The following is an 18,823-nucleotide window of genomic DNA, read 5'->3' on the forward strand; positions in this document are numbered from 1 at the left end:
GAACCGATAATAAAGACCAGAGCATTCATATCAATTGCCCAGTTATGCTCCGTACATACGGGAGATGACTAAACGTAAAAGGATAGACAAATGTCCAATAGTTTAATTAATACAGCGATGAGCGGACTTAATGCGGCACAAGCTGCGATGAGCACTATCAGTAATAACATCGCTAATCAGAAAGTTAGTTGGTATAACCGTCAAATGACAGTATTTAATGAAAACGGGGGTACGATGACCGGTAATGGCTATATCGGTAATGGCGTAAACGTCAGTCGTATTCATCGTGAGTACAATGAATTCCTGGCTGGTCAATTGAATCGTGCCGTGACTAAACAAAGCGCCCTAAATAGCTATACTAAAAACATCTCACAAATTAATGATTTGTTAGCAGATAAAGGGAATGATGTTTCGAGTGCAATTGACGAATTCTTTACTAGCTTACCAAACGTAACAAATAATGCAGAAGATAATCCTGCACGTACGACAGTTATTGGTAAAGCAGAAGCCATGGTTAATATGTTTGCAAAAGCAGACCAATCATTGCGTGATCTGGAAAAAGATATCAATAGTCAGGTAACGAATACCTCTAAAAACATCAATGAATACACAAAGCAGATCGCCAAATTAAATAACGAAATTAGTCGTTCTAAAGGCTTTAATGGTGCTGATCCGAATGACTTATTAGACCAACGTGATCGTTTAGTTCAAGAATTGAATACATTAGTGGATGTTCAAGTTACACAACAAGACGGTGGTTTTGTTAACGTGACATTTGCTAATGGTTTACCGTTAGTTTCTGGTACACGCGCTTATGAAGTGTCCGCTATTCCATCAAACAAAAACAGTGAACGCCTTGTTATCGGTTATAGCAATGGTATTGATGAAGTTCGTGAAGTGGATGCAAAACGCATTAAAGGCGGTGAACTTGGCGGTGCATACCGTAGCCGTAACGAAGTATTAGATCCAAGCCGTAATCAATTGAATCAATTAGCATTAGTGTTGGGTGATCAATTTAATAAACAACACAAAGAAGGCTATGATTTAAATGGTGACAAAGGTGAGGATTTCTTTAAGTTAGGTGGTGCTCATGTAATGACGAACGGTAAAAACAAAGGTGATGCTACCTTTGATGTGAAATATACCGATTCTAAAGAAGTGAAAGCTGCTGACTATACCGTTACATATGAGGGTGGCAAATGGAATGTCACAGTAGAACCTGGTGAACGTAAATTTCAAGCCACACCTGATACGACAACGGGCGAATTAAAATTCGAAGGTATGAGTATCAAAGTTAATGGCACACCACAAGAAGGTGATTCTATTGTGGTTCAATCTGTGGGTAATGTGATTGCAGGTATGGAAGTAGCTGTGACGGATCCAAGTAAGATTGCGGCTGCTGGCTCTAAAGATACAGGCCCAAGCGATAACGAAAATATGAAAAAATTGTTTGAGTTACCTGATGAAAAAATTATTGATGGTAAAACAACAATTGCTGGTGGGTATGGCTCATTGATTAGTATGGTGGGTAATAAAGTCAATACAGCACAAGTTGATTTTGATGCACAGACCTCAATCACCAAAAGTATTCAGTCTCAGCAACAATCTGTTTCTGGTGTGAACTTGGATGAAGAATACGGTGAAATGTATCGTATCCAAGAATATTACATGGCAAATGCTAAAGTTATCCAAACAGCAAATACCATGTTTGATGCGATTATGCAGGTTTTATAAGCCTCACGAATTAAGGAATAAATTGTGCGCTTAAGTTCAAATCAAATATTTTCCCAGCGAATGGATAATATCACCAGTTCGCAAAGCAAATGGATGACTGAAGGAAATAAAATCTCCAGTGGTCGTCGTGTTGAAAAACCATCAGATGATCCAATGGCGGCTTCTCAAGCCGTTATGGTTAAGCAATCTGAATCACGTAACCAGCAATATGCAACAGCGCGTGGGTTTGCAAAAAACAGTATGTCTTTGCAAATGAGTTTAGCCAGTCAAATGGTTAATATTACAACTAAAATTCAAGAAACGCTGGTTGCTGCGGGTAATGATGCAACATTAAGTGATGAAGACCGTTCATCTCTTGCTGATCAATTACAAGGTTTAAAAGATCAGCTAGTGGGTATTGGTAATACAAAAGATGGTGTGGGTCGCTATATTTTTGCTGGTTTCCAATCAGATAAACCGCCTTTTGTGGCTGATGCAACAGGCAAAATCACCTACCAAGGTGGTGATAAACAAATTACCCAAAAAGTAGATAGTAATATTGAAATGGTCACTAACTTCACTGGGATTGAAACATTACAATCTTCAGGGAGTAAAGGAACAGCACCGGATATTTTTGAAGCATTAGATGGTGCTATTACTGCATTACGTGAACCGTTAACAGGTAAACCACAAGCAGATCGTGATGCAGCATTAGAAAAAATTGATGCTGCAAACCGTGTTAACCGTGCAACCTTAAATAATATTTCAAGTGTTGAGGCCAAGTTAGGTTTACAACTTCAAGAACTTGATAATTTGGATGATTTAGGGGCAGATACGTCGTTAAGAAACGCAAAACGTTTAAGTGAATTACGCGATTTAGACTGGACGCAAGCCATTTCTGATTATTACCAAGAAGAGTCTGTATTACAGGCTTCTTATAAAGTCTTTAATGATATGAAAGACATGTCGATGTTCAAAATGTATCGCTAATTATTTAGTACTGTTTTAAGATATTTTGATATCACCCCTGGTATTTATTTATCAGGGGATTTTTTTATTTAATGTAAGCACCAGCCATAACATTATGCTTTTTTTCTAGCTGAGTATCTGCATCCCAGTTGGGACGATTAGAATTTTATTTATTTGATTCAGTTATTTTTTGCTTAATTTTACTAGGTGTAATATTGCGTAATTGAGCTACTAAAATATATTTTCTTGCTACACTTTCAATCGTTTCTTTTGCCACTCTGTTAAGGCAATACCATTATCTTCACTCTTTTATAAGTTAGCTTTGATCATGAAATCAATAATTTCTTCATATTCACTTTGGATTGATGCTTGATGCATAACGGTTAATAGTTGTTCGTGTGGAGATGTGTTTGAGCTTTTGTTTTTATAGTGCTTAGTATTTATATATTATACAAGAATAGGTAACTTGATTTAAATCTCAAGAAATCAACTGGTGTAATATTAAAGTGATGCGATTAAACGTATCGCTAAAGACGCGCTCTGTAAATACAGGTAATGCGGGCATAATCATCGATAATGCTAACATGCCTATGGTGAGGGTAAGCGGAAAACCAACCACAAAGACAGATAGTTGTGGTGTCATACGGTTTAGAATACCTAATGAAAGATTAAGAACAAGGAGTAGGGTGATTAATGGCATGGCTAGCATCATACCGTTAATAAAGATTGTGCCTCCACTTTGAACTAAAGTGAGAATGCCGATTGAGTTAAATGTTTGATTTCCAATAGGAACGACATAAAATGTATCTACTAATATTGATATTAACCATAAATGTCCGTCAAATACTAAAAATAGTAACATCGTCAACATATTAAAGATACGTGCCAAAATAGGCATGTTAGGGCCACCCGATGGATCGACGAAGGTAGCAAATGAAAGCCCCATTTGTAAACCAATCACTTCACCGGCATGACGAACAGAAGCGAATGCCAACTGCATCGATAGCCCTAGAATTGTACCAATCAAAATTTGCTGCAACAGAACCCAAAAGGCAATAAGCGAGAATAAAGGCACATTACTTTGTGGTAAGCCAGGTGCGACTAATGCTGTAATTAAAAAAGCGAGTGCAATACGGAATTTCTTCGGTGTCTGCTTTTCACTAAATAGTGGCGCAGTACTAAAAAGTGCAAGAATACGCACAAATGGCCAGAAAAAATCACTCATGTAGCCGTTAAGCATTTCACTGGTCAGAGTTATCATTGCAATTAACCAATCATTCCAGGAATGCCTGTAAATAAGTTATGCATATAATCAATAAGCAAGCTTAACATCCAAGGTCCTGCGACTAAAATAGCCACTAATACCGCAAGAATTTTAGGGATAAACGATAATGTCATTTCGTTTATCTGCGTTGCTGCTTGAAGCATACTGATCACAAGACCCGTCACAAGTGCTGACAATAAAAGAGGGCCAGCGAGAGATAAAGCGATTTTCATCGCTTCTGTACCTAGTGCTAAGACAGATTCTGGTGTCATAGATTACCTCTGCGCTAATTAAAAAAGCTTTGTGCGAGCGAGCCTAGTATTAATTGCCAACCGTCAACTAACACAAAAAGCATGAGTTTAAAAGGCAATGAGACTGTTGCAGGAGGCACCATCATCATACCAAGGGCCATTAAGACACTAGCAACGACTAAGTCAATGATAAGAAAAGGAATAAAAATCATAAAACCGATTTGGAAGGCGGTTTTTAGTTCACTCGTAATATAAGCAGGCACCAAAATACGCATGGGCACACTTTCGCGAGTTTCAAACGCAGGTGCATCAGCAAGACGAGCAAATAGCGCTAAGTCAGTTTCACGTGTTTGTTGCATCATAAACTGGCGCAAAGGTTTAGAACCATTCTCTAATGCTTGCTCAAAGGTAATTTGATCTTCAGTAAATGGCATATAGGCATCTTGATAAATTTTATCAAATACAGGCGCCATAATGAAAAAGGTCATAAATAACGCCAAACCAAGAACCACTTGGTTTGGTGGTGCTGATGGTGTTCCTAATGCATTACGTAATAACCCTAATACAATGATAATCCTAGTAAAACTTGTCATCATCAGCAAAACAGCAGGGATAAAACCTAATGCTGTAATGAAAATCAAGGTTTGTACTGGCAATGACCAACTTTGGCCACCACCCGGTAAAGGTTGTGTAATAACACTTGGAAACTGAGCAAACGCACTGGTCGGGAACAAGATTAAAACCAGCACACTAGCGAAGAGACGCCAACGCGTTAATGCGTTAAAAAAAGTGACACACTGATGCATTATGAGTTGCCTTTATCTCGCTTTAGCGTTTTTTGTAATAATTGAGTAAACAATGGCGATGTAGATGATGTTGTCGCTTCCTGCGAGGCTTTTTCAGGGATTGGTAACTTATGCAACAGGTTTATCTGTGATGGTGTTACCCCTAACACAAGCCATTCCTGTTCAATTTCAACCACCACCACACGTTCTTTTGTACCCAATGAACAACTTGCCTTAACGTTAAGCTGTGTTGTTGTGCCTTTTAATGAGCCACGGGCAAAACCAAAGCGACGAAATAACCACATAGCAACAATAATAAGAACGATGATGCCTGCAAGCGCCGTGCTGACTTGAGCAAGACTTTGACTGACAGGCAAGGGTTGTGTAGTGGGTTGAACGGTCTGTGTTATAGCGGGCGCGGTAGTATTTACCGCACCTTGGCTGGAAAAGGAAGGAAGCTGTTCCATAGATTAACGACTCAGACGACGCATACGTTCTGATGGTGTAATAATATCGGTAATACGAATACCGTATTTATCAGAAACAACGACAACTTCACCTTGAGCGATTAAATAGCCATTAATAAGAATATCAAGAGGCTCACCAGCTAAACCATCCAGTGAAACGACAGAACCTTGAGATAGGCTGAGTAATTTTTTAATGGTCATTTTGGTGCGGCCTAATTCTACCGTTAATTTGACTGGAATATCCATGATCAAATTGATATCGGATAGGTGATTAAGCGTATCGTCTTCAGGTAAAAGATGTTCAAATAAATCGGAACTATTATCCTGGCTTTTCCCAGTTTGCTGTTCCATTGCATCAGCCCACATATCCTCAGCCGATTGTGAATTATCAGTTGGGCGATTTGCATCACTCATTGGTTTGTTCCTCATCCAGAGCGTTTAAAACAGGGTTAATTAGGTGTTCAACACGAAGGGCATATTGCCCATTTACTGTACCGTATTGGCTTGTTAATACGGGCACACCATCAACATGTGCAATCAATCTTTCTGGTTTATCAATAGGGATAACATCCCCTTCTTTAAGTGTAAGCACTTTTGATAAACGCAGTGGGATGTCAGTAAAGTTTGCGACCAGTTCAAGTTCTGAATGCTGAACCTGGTTGACTAAACTATCTAACCAAACCCCATCTTCTTGACGAACATTTTCAATTGGTGGATTAATCAGTCGTTCACGTAATGGTTCAATCATGGCAAATGGAATACAAATGCTAAATTCCCCGACCATTGAACCGATCTCTACCTGAAAAGGTGTCGTAACAACAATGTCATTCGGTGATGAGGTGATATTGGTAAACTTCACTTGCATCTCAGAACGAACATATTCAACTTGAATTTTGAAAATGGAATCCCAAGCATCACGGTAGGCATCCAGTGCCAACTTCAACATTTTGTTGATGATCCGTTGCTCTGTGTTGGTAAATTCACGTCCTTCCACAGGGATTGGAAAACGGCCATCACCACCAAACAGGTTATCTACCGCGATATAAACCAGATTCGGTTCAAAGGTAAATAACGCGGTGCCTCGTAATGGTTTTAAATGCACCAAGTTAAGATTTGTTGGTACAGGTAAATTACGAGCAAAGTCGTGATAAGGGTGGATTTTAACACCACCAACAGTAATATCAGGGCTCCGGCGGAGCATGTTAAACAGCCCCATACGGAATTGACGCGCAAAGCGTTCGTTAATGATTTCTAACGACTGTAAACGTTCTCGAACCACACGGCGTTGCGTGTTGGGGTCATAAGGCTGAATATCCGGTTCATTCGGATCCTTCGCTATCGCAGGTTCCCTGTTCGCGCTTTTTTTGGCGTCGTCACCTGATGTGTCATCATTCAACAGAGCATCAATCTCTGCCTGTGAAAGGATATTATCGCTCATAATGATTATCGCAGAATAAACGTGGTAAACAGTACATCGGAGAGGATCTGTTCAGATTCTCCCGGTACGAGAGTCGGTCTCAGCGTTTCTTTTACATCCGTCATTAGCTGGAGTTTTCCATTGTCTGTCGCAAGCTTATTAGCCTGTTGACGAGAAAGCAGTAATAACAAGCGACTACGAACTTCAGGTAAATAATCATGTAGACGCTTACGAGTGTCTTCATTATGTAATCTTAATGTGATCCCTATGTAGAGCACTCTGTCTAAGTGTTCTTCGTCATCAATTAGATTTACCGTAAAGGGTTCTAATGACATAAAAACGGGTGCTGGTATAACTTTTTGCTGACTAGTGCCCGCTGAACCTGATTTAGCATGCTTCAATGCCCACCAACTATATCCACCGAATGCCGCTGCAATAATGGCGATCACCAGTAATACGATGATCAGAATTAAGCTATAGCTTTTACGTTCATTGCTGTAATTAGACATGGACAGTTAAATTCCTGTTTTGTAGTGGATACGTGTTCACTGTTGTGGACTTCCATATCCATCTAAATCAACCTTAATTATCCCGCTATTTCTGTTTTTTAATGGCAGAAACAGATAGGGAAAAAACCATTAACTCTTACGTTTATTGACATAGTGTGTCTTCCCAATACATTTGTATTAGGCAAAAATATCAACACCACCACGAGCAGATGCTAATTCTTGAGGCGTAAGAGTTATCTTTTGTAGTGCCGGTTCAGAGGTTAATTGCATTGAATTACCCTCGCTTCCTTGATGATTATCGGCACCATCTCCACTAAATTGAGAGGAATCTGACATATTTTGTTGTTGCCAACTGTCATTAGTGTCGCTAGACACCTGACTTTGCGTGAGCTGGATCCCGTTTTCAGAGAGTGCTTGACGCAATTGGTGCATGGCATTTTCTAATACAGAACGAACTTGACCGCTTTGTGACGCAAGGTGTAACTGAGCCTGTCCATCTTCTATTTTCATGCGAATATGCAATGAACCTAGCTCTTCAGGATGTAAACGTAACTCCGCTTTCTGTAAGCCATTACGGCTAAACATCACAATTTGCTGATTAAGCTGTTGTTGCCACTCAGGTGTGCCCACTTGTGCATTTAATACTTGTGTTGCCATTGGTGAAAATTGCATTTGTGGTTGTGTTGATGAGTGAGCATGACCTGTAACGCCTTGTGAAGCAAAAGAAGATGAGGTAGGCAGTGTGTTGTGAAGTTCGCTTTCTGCAACACGGTTACCGGTCACCATTTGTTGAGCAACATTGTCCGTTAATTTTGCAGTGGCAACTTGCTTATCCCCATTTAGCAATGCATTCACTTTTTCTGCAGTTGGCGTTAAAAGGGTTGCGATGCTATCAACTTTTTTGGCAGAAGGTTTTTCTGTTTGATTAGCACCAGCAAGTGTACTTTCTGTTGCTAATGTCGCTGTCTCTGGACGTAGCTGGGTTAACAAGGACTTTTCATCTGATTTTGATAGATTAAGCTTGTCGGTAAGGTTGAAGTCCGACAACTCGGTATCTTTTGAAAGTGCGTGTGTTAACGAAGCTAAATCTTCATTGGTTTTAACCGCGTGTGGCTGCTGCAAGGCTTGATTCAACGTGTCAGAAGGTAAGGCGAGACGTTTTAATCCTGGTAGCCCTGCTAATTGAACGGGAAGCTCAGCAGCAAGCTCTTCTGCTGACATTAATGAAGAGGGCATTCTATTTTCAACAATCGCTACAAATTGTTCATTATCTGGCAATGTGAGCGTGAGTTGAGATTTATCTAGAGAAGGCTCGTCTGTCACTTTCTGCTCAGCGGAAACAGACACAAGATGACTATTGTCTTCTTTTGTTTTGTCTTCGTCAGAGTGTGTTTTATTCTCTTTGGTTGAATGGTTTGCGATATTGGCTGTCTTTTTATCACTCTGCGCTTGTTGGGGCTTAGAACCCAAAAGTTGAGCGAAAGTCGGGGCATTATCACCGGGCTGACTTTGTGTGGCAGATGTCGTTCCCGGGGAGGTTGCAGCGACATCCATGGTCAGAAGCGTTATCTCCATCAAGTTGTTCTCCGTAAAGTACTACGCTGTGCGTACTCGTCCATTTGTTTCTGTTCAATACGATCGAGATGTCGCTTACGGCTATCTTCCGCACGTTGCTCCAAAGTCTCAAATGCATTGAGTCGTTGCTGTTTTTCTCGCCATTGTTCAGTTGCAATGTCAAGTTGCGCCTGCCAATGTTGAAGTTGTTGTTTATGTTGTTCGATAGTCAATTCGAGCGTTTTGAGAAATTGTTGGTAGTTTTGCCATGATGCTGACGACATCCCCCCTAAATTCAACGTTTCGTTTAGACGTACACGGTATTCATCCTGATACCCAATCAACATATTGATTTGCTGTTCCATTTGTTGATGACTCTGCCGGACCTGAGCCAGTTGAATGGCGGCTTGTTCAGCCGCTGTCTGTGCCAGTTCTCTCAGTGTCACTAAAGGTGACTGCTCCCGCATTGGAACCCTCTTTACTTTCTCTGATTATGTTCAGAATGAGTTTAGTGTGATCAGTTGATTAAGTTGCTCACATGCACTTTGATAACTGCATTGCTCTTGGATATCTTGTTGTAAGAACTTCGCGAGAGATGGATAAAGTGCAATGGCTTTGTCAAGCATTGGATCACTACCCGCGGCGTAAGCGCCTACATTAATTAAATCTCGGTTACGTTGATAACTTGATAAAAGCTGTTTAAACACTTGCACACGACGGTAATGCGTTTTATCAATTAGCGACGTCATTGCTCGGCTAATAGACGCCTCAATATCAATAGCGGGGTAGTGCCCTGATTCGGCTAGTGAGCGAGAAAGCACAATATGTCCATCAAGGATCGCGCGCGCAGAGTCTGCAATCGGATCTTGCTGATCATCACCTTCCGTTAAAACGGTATAGAAAGCTGTGATAGAACCACCACCATCAACACCATTACCTGCACGTTCGACCAGTGCAGGCAATTTCGCAAAGACAGAAGGTGGGTAACCTTTGGTTGCTGGCGGTTCACCGACTGCAAGCGCAATTTCACGCTGTGCCATACTGTAACGGGTGAGTGAATCCATAATTAACAGGACATGTTTACCTCTATCGCGAAAATCTTCTGCAATACGTGTAGCATAAGAAGCTCCTTGCATACGAAGCAGTGGTGATACGTCAGCTGGAGCCGCGACAACAACAGAGCGAGCCAGACCTTCAGTACCAAGGATATTCTCGATAAAGTCTTTCACTTCACGACCACGTTCACCGATTAAGCCAACAACAATGACATCCGCTTGAGTAAAACGAGCCATCATGCCTAATAGCACACTTTTACCCACACCCGAGCCTGCAAAAAGACCCATGCGCTGACCGCGACCAACTGTTAATAATGCGTTAATTGCACGGACACCCACATCAAGAACATCTGTAATCGGTGTTCGTTGTAATGGGTTGATCGGGGGCGTAATAAGAGGGGCTCGATAACCCGTATCTGGTGGCGGTAAACCATCTAAAGGGTAACCCGAGCCATCTAAAACACGTCCTAATAACGCATCGCCTAGTGGTAATTGCCGACCTTCATTTTCACCACCGGGGGTAGCCTGGGCATAAACACGAGCACCAGGTGTTAATCCTTCGACTTCTTGTAAAGGCATTAACAACATTTGGCTACCATTAAAGCCAACCACTTCGCTTTCGACTTCTTCGACGGTTTTGCCAATGGTGCGTTCTATTAAACACGTAGAGCCAAGAGGCATAACTAGCCCCTTAGCTTCCATGACTAAACCTGTTGCTCTGGTTAAACGGCCATATTGACGCACACGTGGAATTTTATTTAAACGTGCTTCTGCTTCACTGAGTTTTTCTAACCAACGCCCCAATCTTGCTGTCATTACAACGCCTCCGGTGCGGCAAGACGGCAAAGTTCATGCCAACGTGTTGCAATCGTGGCATCAAGATCGCCATCATTTGTTACAACACGGCATCCACCAACATGAATACTGTTATCGGCAACAACTTTCCAACCATGAGCAGACAGGGAATCACCCAGCTCTTTTTCAATTTGTGGAATATGTTTTGGATTCACTCTTAATTGTGGATTGCTTGAGAACATTTGCTCTTGCTGTAACATTAAGGTTATTTGTGCAAGCAGTGCAGAGCCATCACAGACAGCAGGTTGGCCTAATACTTCTTTTGCTGCTGTGAGGGCTATTTGCATTAAGCGTGATGCAATCACACTGTCTAGCCCATTCAGCGAATGTCTAAATTCAGCTAATAACCCTTGCCACTCATTAATTAATGGTGATTGTTGAGCGATACCTTGGCGAATACCTTCTTCAATACCTGATTGTAATCCCGCCTGATAGCCTTCCTGATAACCCTGGTTTTTCCCTGCCTCAAAGCCTTCAGCGTGGCCCAATTTTTGGGCCTTATCTTTCATGTCATCAAGCATATTAATTTGCTCAAGGACTTTCTGTTGCTGAACGACTTCTTTTTCCTGTTTTTCGACTTCCTTTTCGTCTTCTGTCGTTTCCTCGACAGTTAATGCCCAATCAGTGAGCTCTTTGGGAACCCAAGGCTTCCAGTTAGTATCAGTATGTTTATCAGACATAGGTATCGTCTCCTCCATGAAGAACAACCTCTCCAGTCTCTGCTAATTTGCGTACCACAAGCAGAATTGCTTTCTGCTCTGCTTCCACTTGAGACATACGAACAGGGCCACGAGAATTCAAATCATCACGCATGATTTCAGCAGCACGTTGCGACATATTGTTGAGGAAGTGATCGCGTAGCTCTTGATCGCATCCTTTCAATGCCACAACCAAGGAGTCGGATTCCACTTCCTGTAGAATGCGCTGGATAGAACGGTTGTCGATATCGATAAGGTTTTCGAACAGGAACATTTCGTCGATAATTTTTTGTGCCAATTCGCCGTCGTAATCGCGTACTGCAGTAATGACATTCTCTTCCTGCTGGCTTTTCATCAGGTTGATAATCTCAGCAGCAGTACGAACACCACCCATTTTGCTACGTTTGAGGTTTTGGCCATCAAGCAGGTTATTTAGTACTTCTGTTAACTCGGCTAATGCTGACGGTTGAACACCACCAAATGTTGCGATACGCAACATCACGTCATTACGTAATTTTTCATCAAACAGGGCGAGAATATCTGCTGCTTGACCCCGTTTGAGGTGAACCAAGATAGTGGCGATAATCTGCGGATGTTCGTCGCGGATAATATCGGCAGCCATTTGAGGTTCCATAAAGTTAAGCGTCTCGATACCCGTTGTTGTTTCACGAGTTTCAGAGATCTCATCTAACAGATTATTTGCGCGTTCTTCACCTAGTGCTTTGACCAGAACAGAGCGCAAGTAATCGTTCGCATTTACATTCAATGCCGCATATTGAACTGCATCTTCTTCAAAGCTTGCCATAACATCAATCAGTTGCTGATTTGAGATATGGCGCATTGATGACATTGCAATACTCAGCTGTTGAACTTCGCGTGTACTTAGATGCTTAAATACTTCCGCCGCTCGGTCTTCACCGAGTGTTAGTAACATAACGGCGCTTTTTTCGGTTCCAGTTAAGTTATTACTCATTGCTCTTTACTCATCCATTGACGAATTACCATTGCGACGACACGAGGATCTTTCTCTGCCATTTCACGGATACGTTGGCTCTGCAATTCGGCACTGACGCGTTTACGTGCTTGTTTACGTCTTGCTTCGTCATCTAATTCTGCTTCATCAACATCATCTTTAACTTGTAGCTTCGTTTTCAGCACAGCTTTCTGTGCGGCAATTTCAGCTTCACGGCGTTTATCAAGCTGTGGTTTCACCAGTTTGCGCCATAAGATCCATGCGATGATGACAAGTAATAACCAGCGTCCTAAATCTAATGCTTTCGCAAGAATTTCTGGGTTTTCCCATACCGGTATAGTGATCACTTTCTCTTCAGTATCGTTAAACTGCGAGTTCACGACACTTAATGAGTCACCACGTTCTTGGGAATAGCCCATCGCTTCACGAACAAGGCCTTCAATTTGCTGAATTTGTTCATCAGTGAGCGGAATTTGTTTAGTCTCAACAACAGGCTCTTCGCCTTCAGCCGCTTCTTTCGTGTCTTCAATCGTTTTGTAGTTAACAATGACGGCAACAGAAAGGCGTTCGACATTGCCCACTGGACGTTTTATATGGCGAATACGGCGATCAACTTCATAGTTGGTTGTTTCATCTAAACGGCTATTGCTGTTTGGATTACGCGTTAATGTACGATTAGTGCCCGTTGTATTGGCTTCATCTGTTTTCTCACCTTCTTGCGCTTTTGGAGTTTCAATTGGCGCTTGAGGTGGGGCTACGGGTTGATTAGATAATGCACCTGGTACACCGCCAGCTAACATGCCACCATTTTGCTCACTTTGGCTCAATTGTTTGGAACGCACCGCGGCTTGATTAGGAGGCTGATTCGGCTTGTACTCTTCAGCTGTTTCTTCAGTATGAGAGAAGTCAACTTGAGCAGTCACCTGAGCATGAACATTTCCACGACCCACAATTGGACCAAGTAACGTTTCAATACGTTGCTGGTAACGACTTTCTAGCTCTTGAACATATTTCAGCTGAATAGAGTTAAGGTCACGACCTAACGCATCAGGTTGTGTCAATAATTTTCCACTTTGGTCAACAATGGTCACACTGCTGTCAGGCATGCCTGCAACACTGCTTGCAACGATATGCACAATGGCATTAATTTGACCTTCATCCAGTGCTCTACCCTGTAAAAGACCCACCGTAACGGATGCAGAAGGGGATTTCTGTTCACGAACAAAAAGGGATGGTTTTGGTAGTGCTAAATGAACACGAGCATTTTGTACAGGACCTAATGTCTCGATAGTGCGAGCAAGCTCACCTTCAAGTGCACGTTGATAGTTAATCTGTTCACTAAATTGGCTGATCCCGAACTTTTCTTTATCTAACAGTTCAAAACCGGCAGCGCCGCCTTTAGGAAGTCCCGCTTGCGCGAGTTTCAGGCGTAATTCATGAACCTGATTGTCAGGCACCATGATCGCTGCGCCATTTTGTGACAAGCGATAAGGTACGTTCATTTGTGTTAACTGTGTGACAATTTCGCCACCGTCTTTATCGCTAAGATTACTATAAAGCACCTTGTAATCAGGGCTTTGTAACCATAAAAATGCAGCAACAAAAATGGCAATTGCCGCCGAACCCGCAATAATGAGCGGAATTTTCGGATCGGCTTTAATCCGGTTAATAATGGCGTTAAAACCCTTTTTCTGGTTCACAACGTCGGTTTTTTCGGCATTCATAGACAATCCTTGCCTTGTAGTTCGGGATGAATACTAAAAGCGTGGCGTAACAAAACAGACTCCCCTTACGCAAATAAATAAACCTACTCTCAGGTGTCTCATTATTGGCCTTTTGCGTTTCATTTAATGGCGTAATTAGCCCTTAACTTTTGCGTCAATTACTCGCTTTGGAATGAAGCCCCTGTGTTAGGGTATAACTCGGTAAGCGTGTTGGTTCACTTCCTTACTATGACATTGATTCAGTAATTGAATTAGATGATTAACGCAGAGGTTTATATGTCAATTCCAGCTATTGAAAGTGTTCTGGATAAAATGCAAATCCAGACTTTGCAAGCATCCAATATTGCAAAACCCCAGCCAGTACAAGCAGGGTTTGCTACTCAGCTTGTTCAAGCTGTGGGTAAAATTAATGAAACCCGAGTAAATGCAACCAACAAAGTGCAAGCGTTTACCTTAGGTACACCAGGTGTCGAATTAAACGATGTGATGGTGGATATGCAAAAATCTAGTATCTCATTACAAATGGGCGTACAAGTGCGTAATAAGCTGGTCGCCGCTTATCAAGAAATCATGAGTATGCAGGTGTGATATAGTTAACTATTTGATATAAATCGAATTTTATCTTTATTGTGACTCGATGGGGACACATAGGGGACAGAATCATTCAATTTTTGGTTTAATAGCGATATTTGGTCTTGATCGTTCTCAGGCATCCAAGCTCCATAAACATCGTGTACCATTTTTGATGACGAGTGCCCCATCTGTGTTGCAATGAATGCTGGGTTCGCTCCAGCAGATAGCATCCAGCAAGCATAAGTGTGTCTTGTTTGATATGACTTTCTGTGTCTAACACCAGATCTTCTAATTAATGATCTCCATATTTGCGAAAAACCTCCTGGTGAATAAAATTTAGTAATAACGCCATTCACACTAACAATGGATGGTTGGAAAACAAATGTGCATGAGTCGGTTCGATATTTGTTAAACTCACGAGTTTTTACTTTAACGTCAATTTGCGCTGTCATCTTTGTATATAGAGACTGATCCTTTAGGCAGTTAAAAGCTGGCTCTAATAAGCTAACTATCCTATCAGTGCTCGCACCTGTTTTCGGGTATGAAAAATCGGAAGGGCCACAAACACTCCTTCTGACCATTATTGTCTTTTTAACTAAGTCTATATCCTCCCATGCTAATCCTGTTAGCTCACCCGGTCTTAACCCTGTATATACAGATAGAATGAGCATGTTTCTAGATTGATTATTCTGGCATGCTAGCAATAGTCTTTTGAATTCATCCTCAGTCAGAGGATCAGGAATAGGCTTTTCTTTTTTCAGATAGCCACAGTCAACAGTAATATCATCGTTAATATATTTATTTCTATGGGCAAACCTAAATAATGATAAAAGCATACGCATATAGTTATTTACAGTAGCAACGCTTCTACCATCATCTCGTGTTGGTCTATATTTGTTAGGTAACTGATGCTCTGTAAGTAGCTTATTTCTAATTCTTAGCAAATCAGCAGGTGTGTATGTGGAAATACTCTTCTTACAATTAACGAATTGCATTAGCGAACGAGAAATAGAATCATAACGACGCAATGTGCTTGTTGCTATCTCTGTTTTCTTCAGCTCCATATACAAGCCAACAAGCTCTATGAAGTTAATATCTTTTGAATATGAAGAGCTCCTCTTGTCATCTGGAAACTCATCATCAAAAACAAACGTTCCCATTTTTATCTTATAAACAATAGAAGCCCTATACTCACCAGCAATCTTTCTATTCTTCGCTGTATCTGGCATAGCTAGCCATTTCCTGATCCTCTTTCCTTTATAAACGAAATTTATCCTGAGAGAGCCATTATGTAACTCCACTCCAGTCGGATATTTGATCATTACATCACCTCGGTTGTTTCTTTTTTTGTCTCTCAATCCATGCGTTGATTGCCTGATGATTGTACATGCATTCTGAGTTTGGCTTTGGTTCTCCTTCTGGCGATACGTGAATATACTCCCTACCAATTGCCCACGAGCTTTCCCTGGCTCGCTTTATTGTTCCCGGTTTCATTCCTGTGATAGCAACTAAAAGCGGTTCTGTCACCCATTTATTTGGCATCAACTGAGTTAAGTTATCCATTCTTCTCTTCCTTTTGCAGATTTCTGATGTATTGGCACATAACATCTTTGGTGTTGTACTTTGTGTGATTTAGAGGCTTAAACTTCGGTGTGTATTTATCGAGGATCTGAGTGGTTAGTTTGTCGTTTGGTATTCCGTGGCTTCTGAGTTCGATTAAGCATTCCTTTGCTATTTGCCGTCTCGCGTTTTCCATTGCCTGTGCATTCATAGTCTTTGCCTTTTATTACGCAAAGTGACCATGTATGATCTACGGCAGTTTTCTATTTCGACTGGGTAGATATTCTTTCCTATCTTTATTTTATGATTAACGATTATTCCAGTTCGATTATATTTCTTTTTATGGGCTTCCAGTGCCTCATTAATAGCTATCCTTTCTGTGGGCGTGACTTCACCGCGAATTATTAATCTCATAATTCACCTATGCTATTTTCCATTCATTTAATATTCTATTGCCGATATTAATTAACTCGTCTCTATCGACAGTATTAATTATTTTTCGTGGCTTGATATATGGTCGCCATATTAAAAGCATTGAGCCTTTATTATTTCCATTGACGGGTTTGTTTGTACCAGCATTAATAAATGATATTCTTCCTCCTGTAATTAATCTCACCTCATCGACTGTTTCTAATGCAGAATTAAACCAACCGACAGAAGTATCAGCAGGAATTAACATCACAACAGGTTGCAATTGCTTTTTACATTGTTCGGCGGCTTTATTAATCCAAGGCTGAATATCTGAATATGGCGGGTTAATCCAAATACCGCCATAACTTTCCCAGTCGCAATTTAACGAGTCGTCTTTTTCAGTGAGGTAACGTGAACAGAGCGCATTATTTTTATCGGCGGCGGCATCTAAATAGAAACCAAATTCAGCGTCCAGTGCTGTAAATAAAGGTAGGGGAGTTTGCCATCTATCACGCAGTTCCTTTGGTGTATGGCTACCTCCGTAGTCAGCCTTCATTCTCCGCATCCTTCATTAATAAATATGCTAAGCATATGGCACGAGTTAATTTTTTATCTTCTGCTACATTCCAACCAGAGCCACATTGCCAAATTTCATCTACATAGCTAATGGCAATTTTATTTGTCTCTACTAGGCTCATTGCCATAGCGTGACCAAAGAAATCAATCCATTCTGTTTCTTCCCATGTTTCTTCATTATCATATTTAATATTGGCTTTTAGTTGGCGCTGGAATAACTTTAAACTTCCAGTGCGTTGCTTGATATCTTTATACTGAATGCAATCATCCTTACAATTAAGAATGAATACCTTTTTATTAATCTCGAAATCAGAGAGTTCGGTGTATTTATTCATTATACAATCCCGTTTGTTTTGCTGATAATTCAACATCATTATGAAATGTAGTTAATCGATTAATTAAATCATCGGCTGGAATATCAGCATTTAATAACTCTTTCCATAATGCAGTACATCGAACTTGAAGTTTACTCCCAATATCTTCATTTCTAAGTCTTATCATTCCAACATCTTGAGCATCCCAATTAATACGATTAAGTAATTGATTTCGTTTATTCATCTTTCATCACCTCCCCACAAATAACTTCAACATTCCTCACTGACATTAAATATTCAGCACGTTTATTGCATTCCGATTGCGTGTATAAATCATCAGATATTGGCACTACATGATTGTTCATAATTAACAACAGGACGAATAGCTTCATGTTTATTTTCTCTATATGCACATTTGAATACGTGAGCAATAACATCAACAGTCCACGCATTGCCGTAACATTTATATGACTGTGAATTTGAAACTATATTTTCACACCAACCATCGGGGAACGTTTGTAACCTTGCACATTCGCTAGGGGTTAATTTTCTATATTGCAGAGTGTTATTATGTTCCCATGAATTAGATGTGAGTGTTGGTGACTTTTCAGTGTGAACACCTCCATTATTTTTACCTCGAGGACGCTGATAGATTGCTACTTTCGGCTCTCTGTGCCCACCCTGGCACGTTGAAAGCGTTGGAGCTTTTCCAGCATCAGAATAAACGCGCAGTATAGACTCGTTACCTCTAATGTCAGATGCATTGGCAACATGAATTAATCCGTCTTTAGATTGCTTAATGCGCTCTCTTGGTTCGCATGGTCTAAATACTATTTGCCGTCTGGATTTATTTAGGTACTGATTTAAATTTGTTCCTTTCGAGTAATTAGCATCAATACAATATGACTTTTCTCTATCAGTAATACTGTCATCATCAATAATATCTTTCAGCAAAATACCTTTATCCTCTGGCTGGCTAACTTCAAAATTAGTCCAATAATAACGCTGTCTATTTTGTGCTGATAATAATGAACTATTAATAAGAGTTTTATTTACATAACCTAATGCGCGCTCCGTATGTAATGTTATATATTCCTCAAATTCCTTTTTCATTTTTACATTTTCGAGCATGAATTTAGCATCTGGATTATTTTC

23 protein-coding genes are annotated in these 18,823 nt (G+C 40.8%); 3 read left to right on the plus strand and 20 right to left on the minus strand.

The window, feature by feature from the left end; translation table 11 throughout:
• Positions 1-90: 90 nt before the first annotated feature.
• Entirely contained in the window at positions 91-1,734 is a 1,644-nt protein-coding gene (gene flgK / locus GWJ05_RS12375) for a flagellar hook-associated protein FlgK (protein ID WP_103004595.1), read from the plus strand.
• Between the two features lie 24 nt (positions 1,735-1,758).
• Positions 1,759-2,703 carry a flagellar hook-associated protein FlgL gene (gene flgL, locus GWJ05_RS12380; RefSeq protein ID WP_087802138.1) on the plus strand — a complete coding sequence of 315 codons (945 nt, stop codon included), beginning with the start codon at positions 1,759-1,761 and terminating at the stop codon, positions 2,701-2,703.
• Positions 2,704-3,160: 457 nt separating this feature from the next.
• Here flgL and fliR read toward each other — a convergent pair whose 3' ends face one another.
• The 13 genes from fliR to fliF all read right to left on the minus strand — a co-directional run bounded on the left by fliR (position 3,161) and on the right by fliF (position 14,234).
• On the minus strand, positions 3,161-3,943 hold the full coding sequence (gene fliR / locus GWJ05_RS12385) for a flagellar biosynthetic protein FliR (protein ID WP_036935755.1): 783 nt from the start codon (positions 3,941-3,943) through the stop codon (positions 3,161-3,163).
• A 5-nt stretch (positions 3,944-3,948) separates the two neighbouring features.
• Positions 3,949-4,218 carry a flagellar biosynthesis protein FliQ gene (gene fliQ / locus GWJ05_RS12390; RefSeq protein WP_036935757.1) on the minus strand — a complete coding sequence of 90 codons (270 nt, stop codon included), beginning with the start codon at positions 4,216-4,218 and terminating at the stop codon, positions 3,949-3,951.
• Between the two features lie 14 nt (positions 4,219-4,232).
• Positions 4,233-5,003, minus strand: coding sequence for a flagellar type III secretion system pore protein FliP (gene fliP / locus GWJ05_RS12395; protein ID WP_087802139.1), 771 nt, complete (start codon positions 5,001-5,003; stop codon positions 4,233-4,235).
• A complete protein-coding gene (gene fliO, locus GWJ05_RS12400; RefSeq protein WP_036935761.1) occupies positions 5,003-5,449 on the minus strand; it encodes a flagellar biosynthetic protein FliO in 447 nt (148 codons plus the stop codon). Before fliO ends, fliP begins: the two co-directional genes overlap by 1 nt.
• Positions 5,450-5,452: 3 nt before the next feature.
• On the minus strand, positions 5,453-5,863 hold the full coding sequence (gene fliN, locus GWJ05_RS12405) for a flagellar motor switch protein FliN (protein ID WP_006533153.1): 411 nt from the start codon (positions 5,861-5,863) through the stop codon (positions 5,453-5,455).
• Positions 5,856-6,887 carry a flagellar motor switch protein FliM gene (fliM, locus tag GWJ05_RS12410; protein ID WP_023581831.1) on the minus strand — a complete coding sequence of 344 codons (1,032 nt, stop codon included), beginning with the start codon at positions 6,885-6,887 and terminating at the stop codon, positions 5,856-5,858. The genes fliN and fliM overlap by 8 nt, the downstream gene beginning before the upstream one ends.
• 5 nt (positions 6,888-6,892) lie before the next feature.
• Positions 6,893-7,375 carry a flagellar basal body-associated protein FliL gene (gene fliL / locus GWJ05_RS12415; protein WP_006533151.1) on the minus strand — a complete coding sequence of 161 codons (483 nt, stop codon included), beginning with the start codon at positions 7,373-7,375 and terminating at the stop codon, positions 6,893-6,895.
• A gap of 177 nt (positions 7,376-7,552) precedes the next feature.
• Positions 7,553-8,950, minus strand: a complete 1,398-nt coding sequence (locus GWJ05_RS12420; RefSeq protein ID WP_103004596.1) for a flagellar hook-length control protein FliK — start codon at positions 8,948-8,950, stop codon at positions 7,553-7,555.
• Entirely contained in the window at positions 8,950-9,396 is a 447-nt protein-coding gene (gene fliJ / locus GWJ05_RS12425) for a flagellar export protein FliJ (RefSeq protein ID WP_161681427.1), read from the minus strand. The genes GWJ05_RS12420 and fliJ overlap by 1 nt, the downstream gene beginning before the upstream one ends.
• Positions 9,397-9,426: 30 nt before the next feature.
• Positions 9,427-10,800: a flagellar protein export ATPase FliI gene (gene fliI, locus GWJ05_RS12430; protein WP_036935769.1), complete on the minus strand. Its 1,374-nt coding sequence runs from the start codon at positions 10,798-10,800 to the stop codon at positions 9,427-9,429.
• A complete protein-coding gene (gene fliH / locus GWJ05_RS12435) occupies positions 10,800-11,519 on the minus strand; it encodes a flagellar assembly protein FliH (RefSeq protein WP_036935771.1) in 720 nt (239 codons plus the stop codon). The genes fliI and fliH overlap by 1 nt, the downstream gene beginning before the upstream one ends.
• On the minus strand, positions 11,512-12,510 hold the full coding sequence (gene fliG / locus GWJ05_RS12440; protein WP_006533145.1) for a flagellar motor switch protein FliG: 999 nt from the start codon (positions 12,508-12,510) through the stop codon (positions 11,512-11,514). The genes fliH and fliG overlap by 8 nt, the downstream gene beginning before the upstream one ends.
• Positions 12,507-14,234 (minus strand): flagellar basal-body MS-ring/collar protein FliF, encoded by a 1,728-nt coding sequence (gene fliF, locus GWJ05_RS12445; protein WP_036935773.1) that lies wholly within the window; start codon positions 14,232-14,234, stop codon positions 12,507-12,509. The genes fliG and fliF overlap by 4 nt, the downstream gene beginning before the upstream one ends.
• Positions 14,235-14,510: 276 nt before the next feature.
• Here fliF and fliE point away from each other — a divergent pair, with 276 nt between their 5' ends.
• Complete coding sequence (fliE, locus tag GWJ05_RS12450; RefSeq protein WP_004248328.1) at positions 14,511-14,822, plus strand: flagellar hook-basal body complex protein FliE; 312 nt, start codon at positions 14,511-14,513, stop codon at positions 14,820-14,822.
• 5 nt (positions 14,823-14,827) lie between these two features.
• Here the strand turns inward: fliE and GWJ05_RS12455 are convergent, their stop codons facing one another.
• From GWJ05_RS12455 to GWJ05_RS12485, 7 genes are all read right to left on the minus strand, one after another.
• The gene (locus tag GWJ05_RS12455; RefSeq protein ID WP_161681428.1) at positions 14,828-16,129 is read right to left on the minus strand and encodes an Arm DNA-binding domain-containing protein; all 1,302 of its coding nucleotides are present in this window, start codon (positions 16,127-16,129) and stop codon (positions 14,828-14,830) included.
• A 4-nt stretch (positions 16,130-16,133) separates the two neighbouring features.
• Positions 16,134-16,370, minus strand: coding sequence for an excisionase family protein (xisR, locus tag GWJ05_RS12460; protein ID WP_123822292.1), 237 nt, complete (start codon positions 16,368-16,370; stop codon positions 16,134-16,136).
• A 204-nt stretch (positions 16,371-16,574) separates the two neighbouring features.
• The gene (locus GWJ05_RS12465) at positions 16,575-16,781 is read right to left on the minus strand and encodes a DUF4060 family protein (protein ID WP_087802142.1); all 207 of its coding nucleotides are present in this window, start codon (positions 16,779-16,781) and stop codon (positions 16,575-16,577) included.
• A gap of 7 nt (positions 16,782-16,788) precedes the next feature.
• On the minus strand, positions 16,789-17,334 hold the full coding sequence (locus tag GWJ05_RS12470; protein ID WP_161680943.1) for a phage N-6-adenine-methyltransferase: 546 nt from the start codon (positions 17,332-17,334) through the stop codon (positions 16,789-16,791).
• On the minus strand, positions 17,324-17,689 hold the full coding sequence (locus GWJ05_RS12475; protein ID WP_161680941.1) for a hypothetical protein: 366 nt from the start codon (positions 17,687-17,689) through the stop codon (positions 17,324-17,326). Before GWJ05_RS12475 ends, GWJ05_RS12470 begins: the two co-directional genes overlap by 11 nt.
• Positions 17,682-17,912, minus strand: a complete 231-nt coding sequence (locus GWJ05_RS12480; RefSeq protein ID WP_161680939.1) for a hypothetical protein — start codon at positions 17,910-17,912, stop codon at positions 17,682-17,684. The genes GWJ05_RS12475 and GWJ05_RS12480 overlap by 8 nt, the downstream gene beginning before the upstream one ends.
• A 92-nt stretch (positions 17,913-18,004) precedes the next feature.
• Positions 18,005-18,823: DNA cytosine methyltransferase (locus GWJ05_RS12485; RefSeq protein WP_202612567.1), on the minus strand; the 819-nt coding region annotated here is incomplete at its 5' end.

It is taken from the genome of Proteus sp. G2626 (genome assembly GCF_009915985.1).
GTDB lineage: Bacteria > Pseudomonadota > Gammaproteobacteria > Enterobacterales > Enterobacteriaceae > Proteus > Proteus vulgaris.

Bases quoted from the DNA above. Each gene is read 5' to 3' on its own strand.
- fliL (WP_006533151.1), bottom strand. From the start codon at position 7,375: ATGTCTAATTACAGCAATGAACGTAAAAGCTATAGCTTAATTCTGATC.
- GWJ05_RS12465 (WP_087802142.1), bottom strand. From the start codon at position 16,781: ATGAGATTAATAATTCGCGGTGAAGTCACGCCCACAGAAAGGATAGCT.
- fliQ (WP_036935757.1), bottom strand. From the start codon at position 4,218: ATGACACCAGAATCTGTCTTAGCACTAGGTACAGAAGCGATGAAAATC.
- fliP (WP_087802139.1), bottom strand. From the start codon at position 5,003: ATGCATCAGTGTGTCACTTTTTTTAACGCATTAACGCGTTGGCGTCTC.
- fliN (WP_006533153.1), bottom strand. From the start codon at position 5,863: ATGAGTGATGCAAATCGCCCAACTGATAATTCACAATCGGCTGAGGAT.
- fliR (WP_036935755.1), bottom strand. From the start codon at position 3,943: ATGATAACTCTGACCAGTGAAATGCTTAACGGCTACATGAGTGATTTT.
- fliH (WP_036935771.1), bottom strand. From the start codon at position 11,519: ATGTCTGATAAACATACTGATACTAACTGGAAGCCTTGGGTTCCCAAA.
- flgK (WP_103004595.1), top strand. From the start codon at position 91: ATGTCCAATAGTTTAATTAATACAGCGATGAGCGGACTTAATGCGGCA.
- xisR (WP_123822292.1), bottom strand. From the start codon at position 16,370: ATGGATAACTTAACTCAGTTGATGCCAAATAAATGGGTGACAGAACCG.
- GWJ05_RS12455 (WP_161681428.1), bottom strand. From the start codon at position 16,129: ATGATCAAATATCCGACTGGAGTGGAGTTACATAATGGCTCTCTCAGG.
- GWJ05_RS12475 (WP_161680941.1), bottom strand. From the start codon at position 17,689: ATGAATAAATACACCGAACTCTCTGATTTCGAGATTAATAAAAAGGTA.
- fliE (WP_004248328.1), top strand. From the start codon at position 14,511: ATGTCAATTCCAGCTATTGAAAGTGTTCTGGATAAAATGCAAATCCAG.
- fliI (WP_036935769.1), bottom strand. From the start codon at position 10,800: ATGACAGCAAGATTGGGGCGTTGGTTAGAAAAACTCAGTGAAGCAGAA.
- fliF (WP_036935773.1), bottom strand. From the start codon at position 14,234: ATGAATGCCGAAAAAACCGACGTTGTGAACCAGAAAAAGGGTTTTAAC.
- fliM (WP_023581831.1), bottom strand. From the start codon at position 6,887: ATGAGCGATAATATCCTTTCACAGGCAGAGATTGATGCTCTGTTGAAT.
- fliG (WP_006533145.1), bottom strand. From the start codon at position 12,510: ATGAGTAATAACTTAACTGGAACCGAAAAAAGCGCCGTTATGTTACTA.
- GWJ05_RS12480 (WP_161680939.1), bottom strand. From the start codon at position 17,912: ATGAATAAACGAAATCAATTACTTAATCGTATTAATTGGGATGCTCAA.
- GWJ05_RS12470 (WP_161680943.1), bottom strand. From the start codon at position 17,334: ATGAAGGCTGACTACGGAGGTAGCCATACACCAAAGGAACTGCGTGAT.
- fliO (WP_036935761.1), bottom strand. From the start codon at position 5,449: ATGGAACAGCTTCCTTCCTTTTCCAGCCAAGGTGCGGTAAATACTACC.
- fliJ (WP_161681427.1), bottom strand. From the start codon at position 9,396: ATGCGGGAGCAGTCACCTTTAGTGACACTGAGAGAACTGGCACAGACA.
- GWJ05_RS12420 (WP_103004596.1), bottom strand. From the start codon at position 8,950: ATGGAGATAACGCTTCTGACCATGGATGTCGCTGCAACCTCCCCGGGA.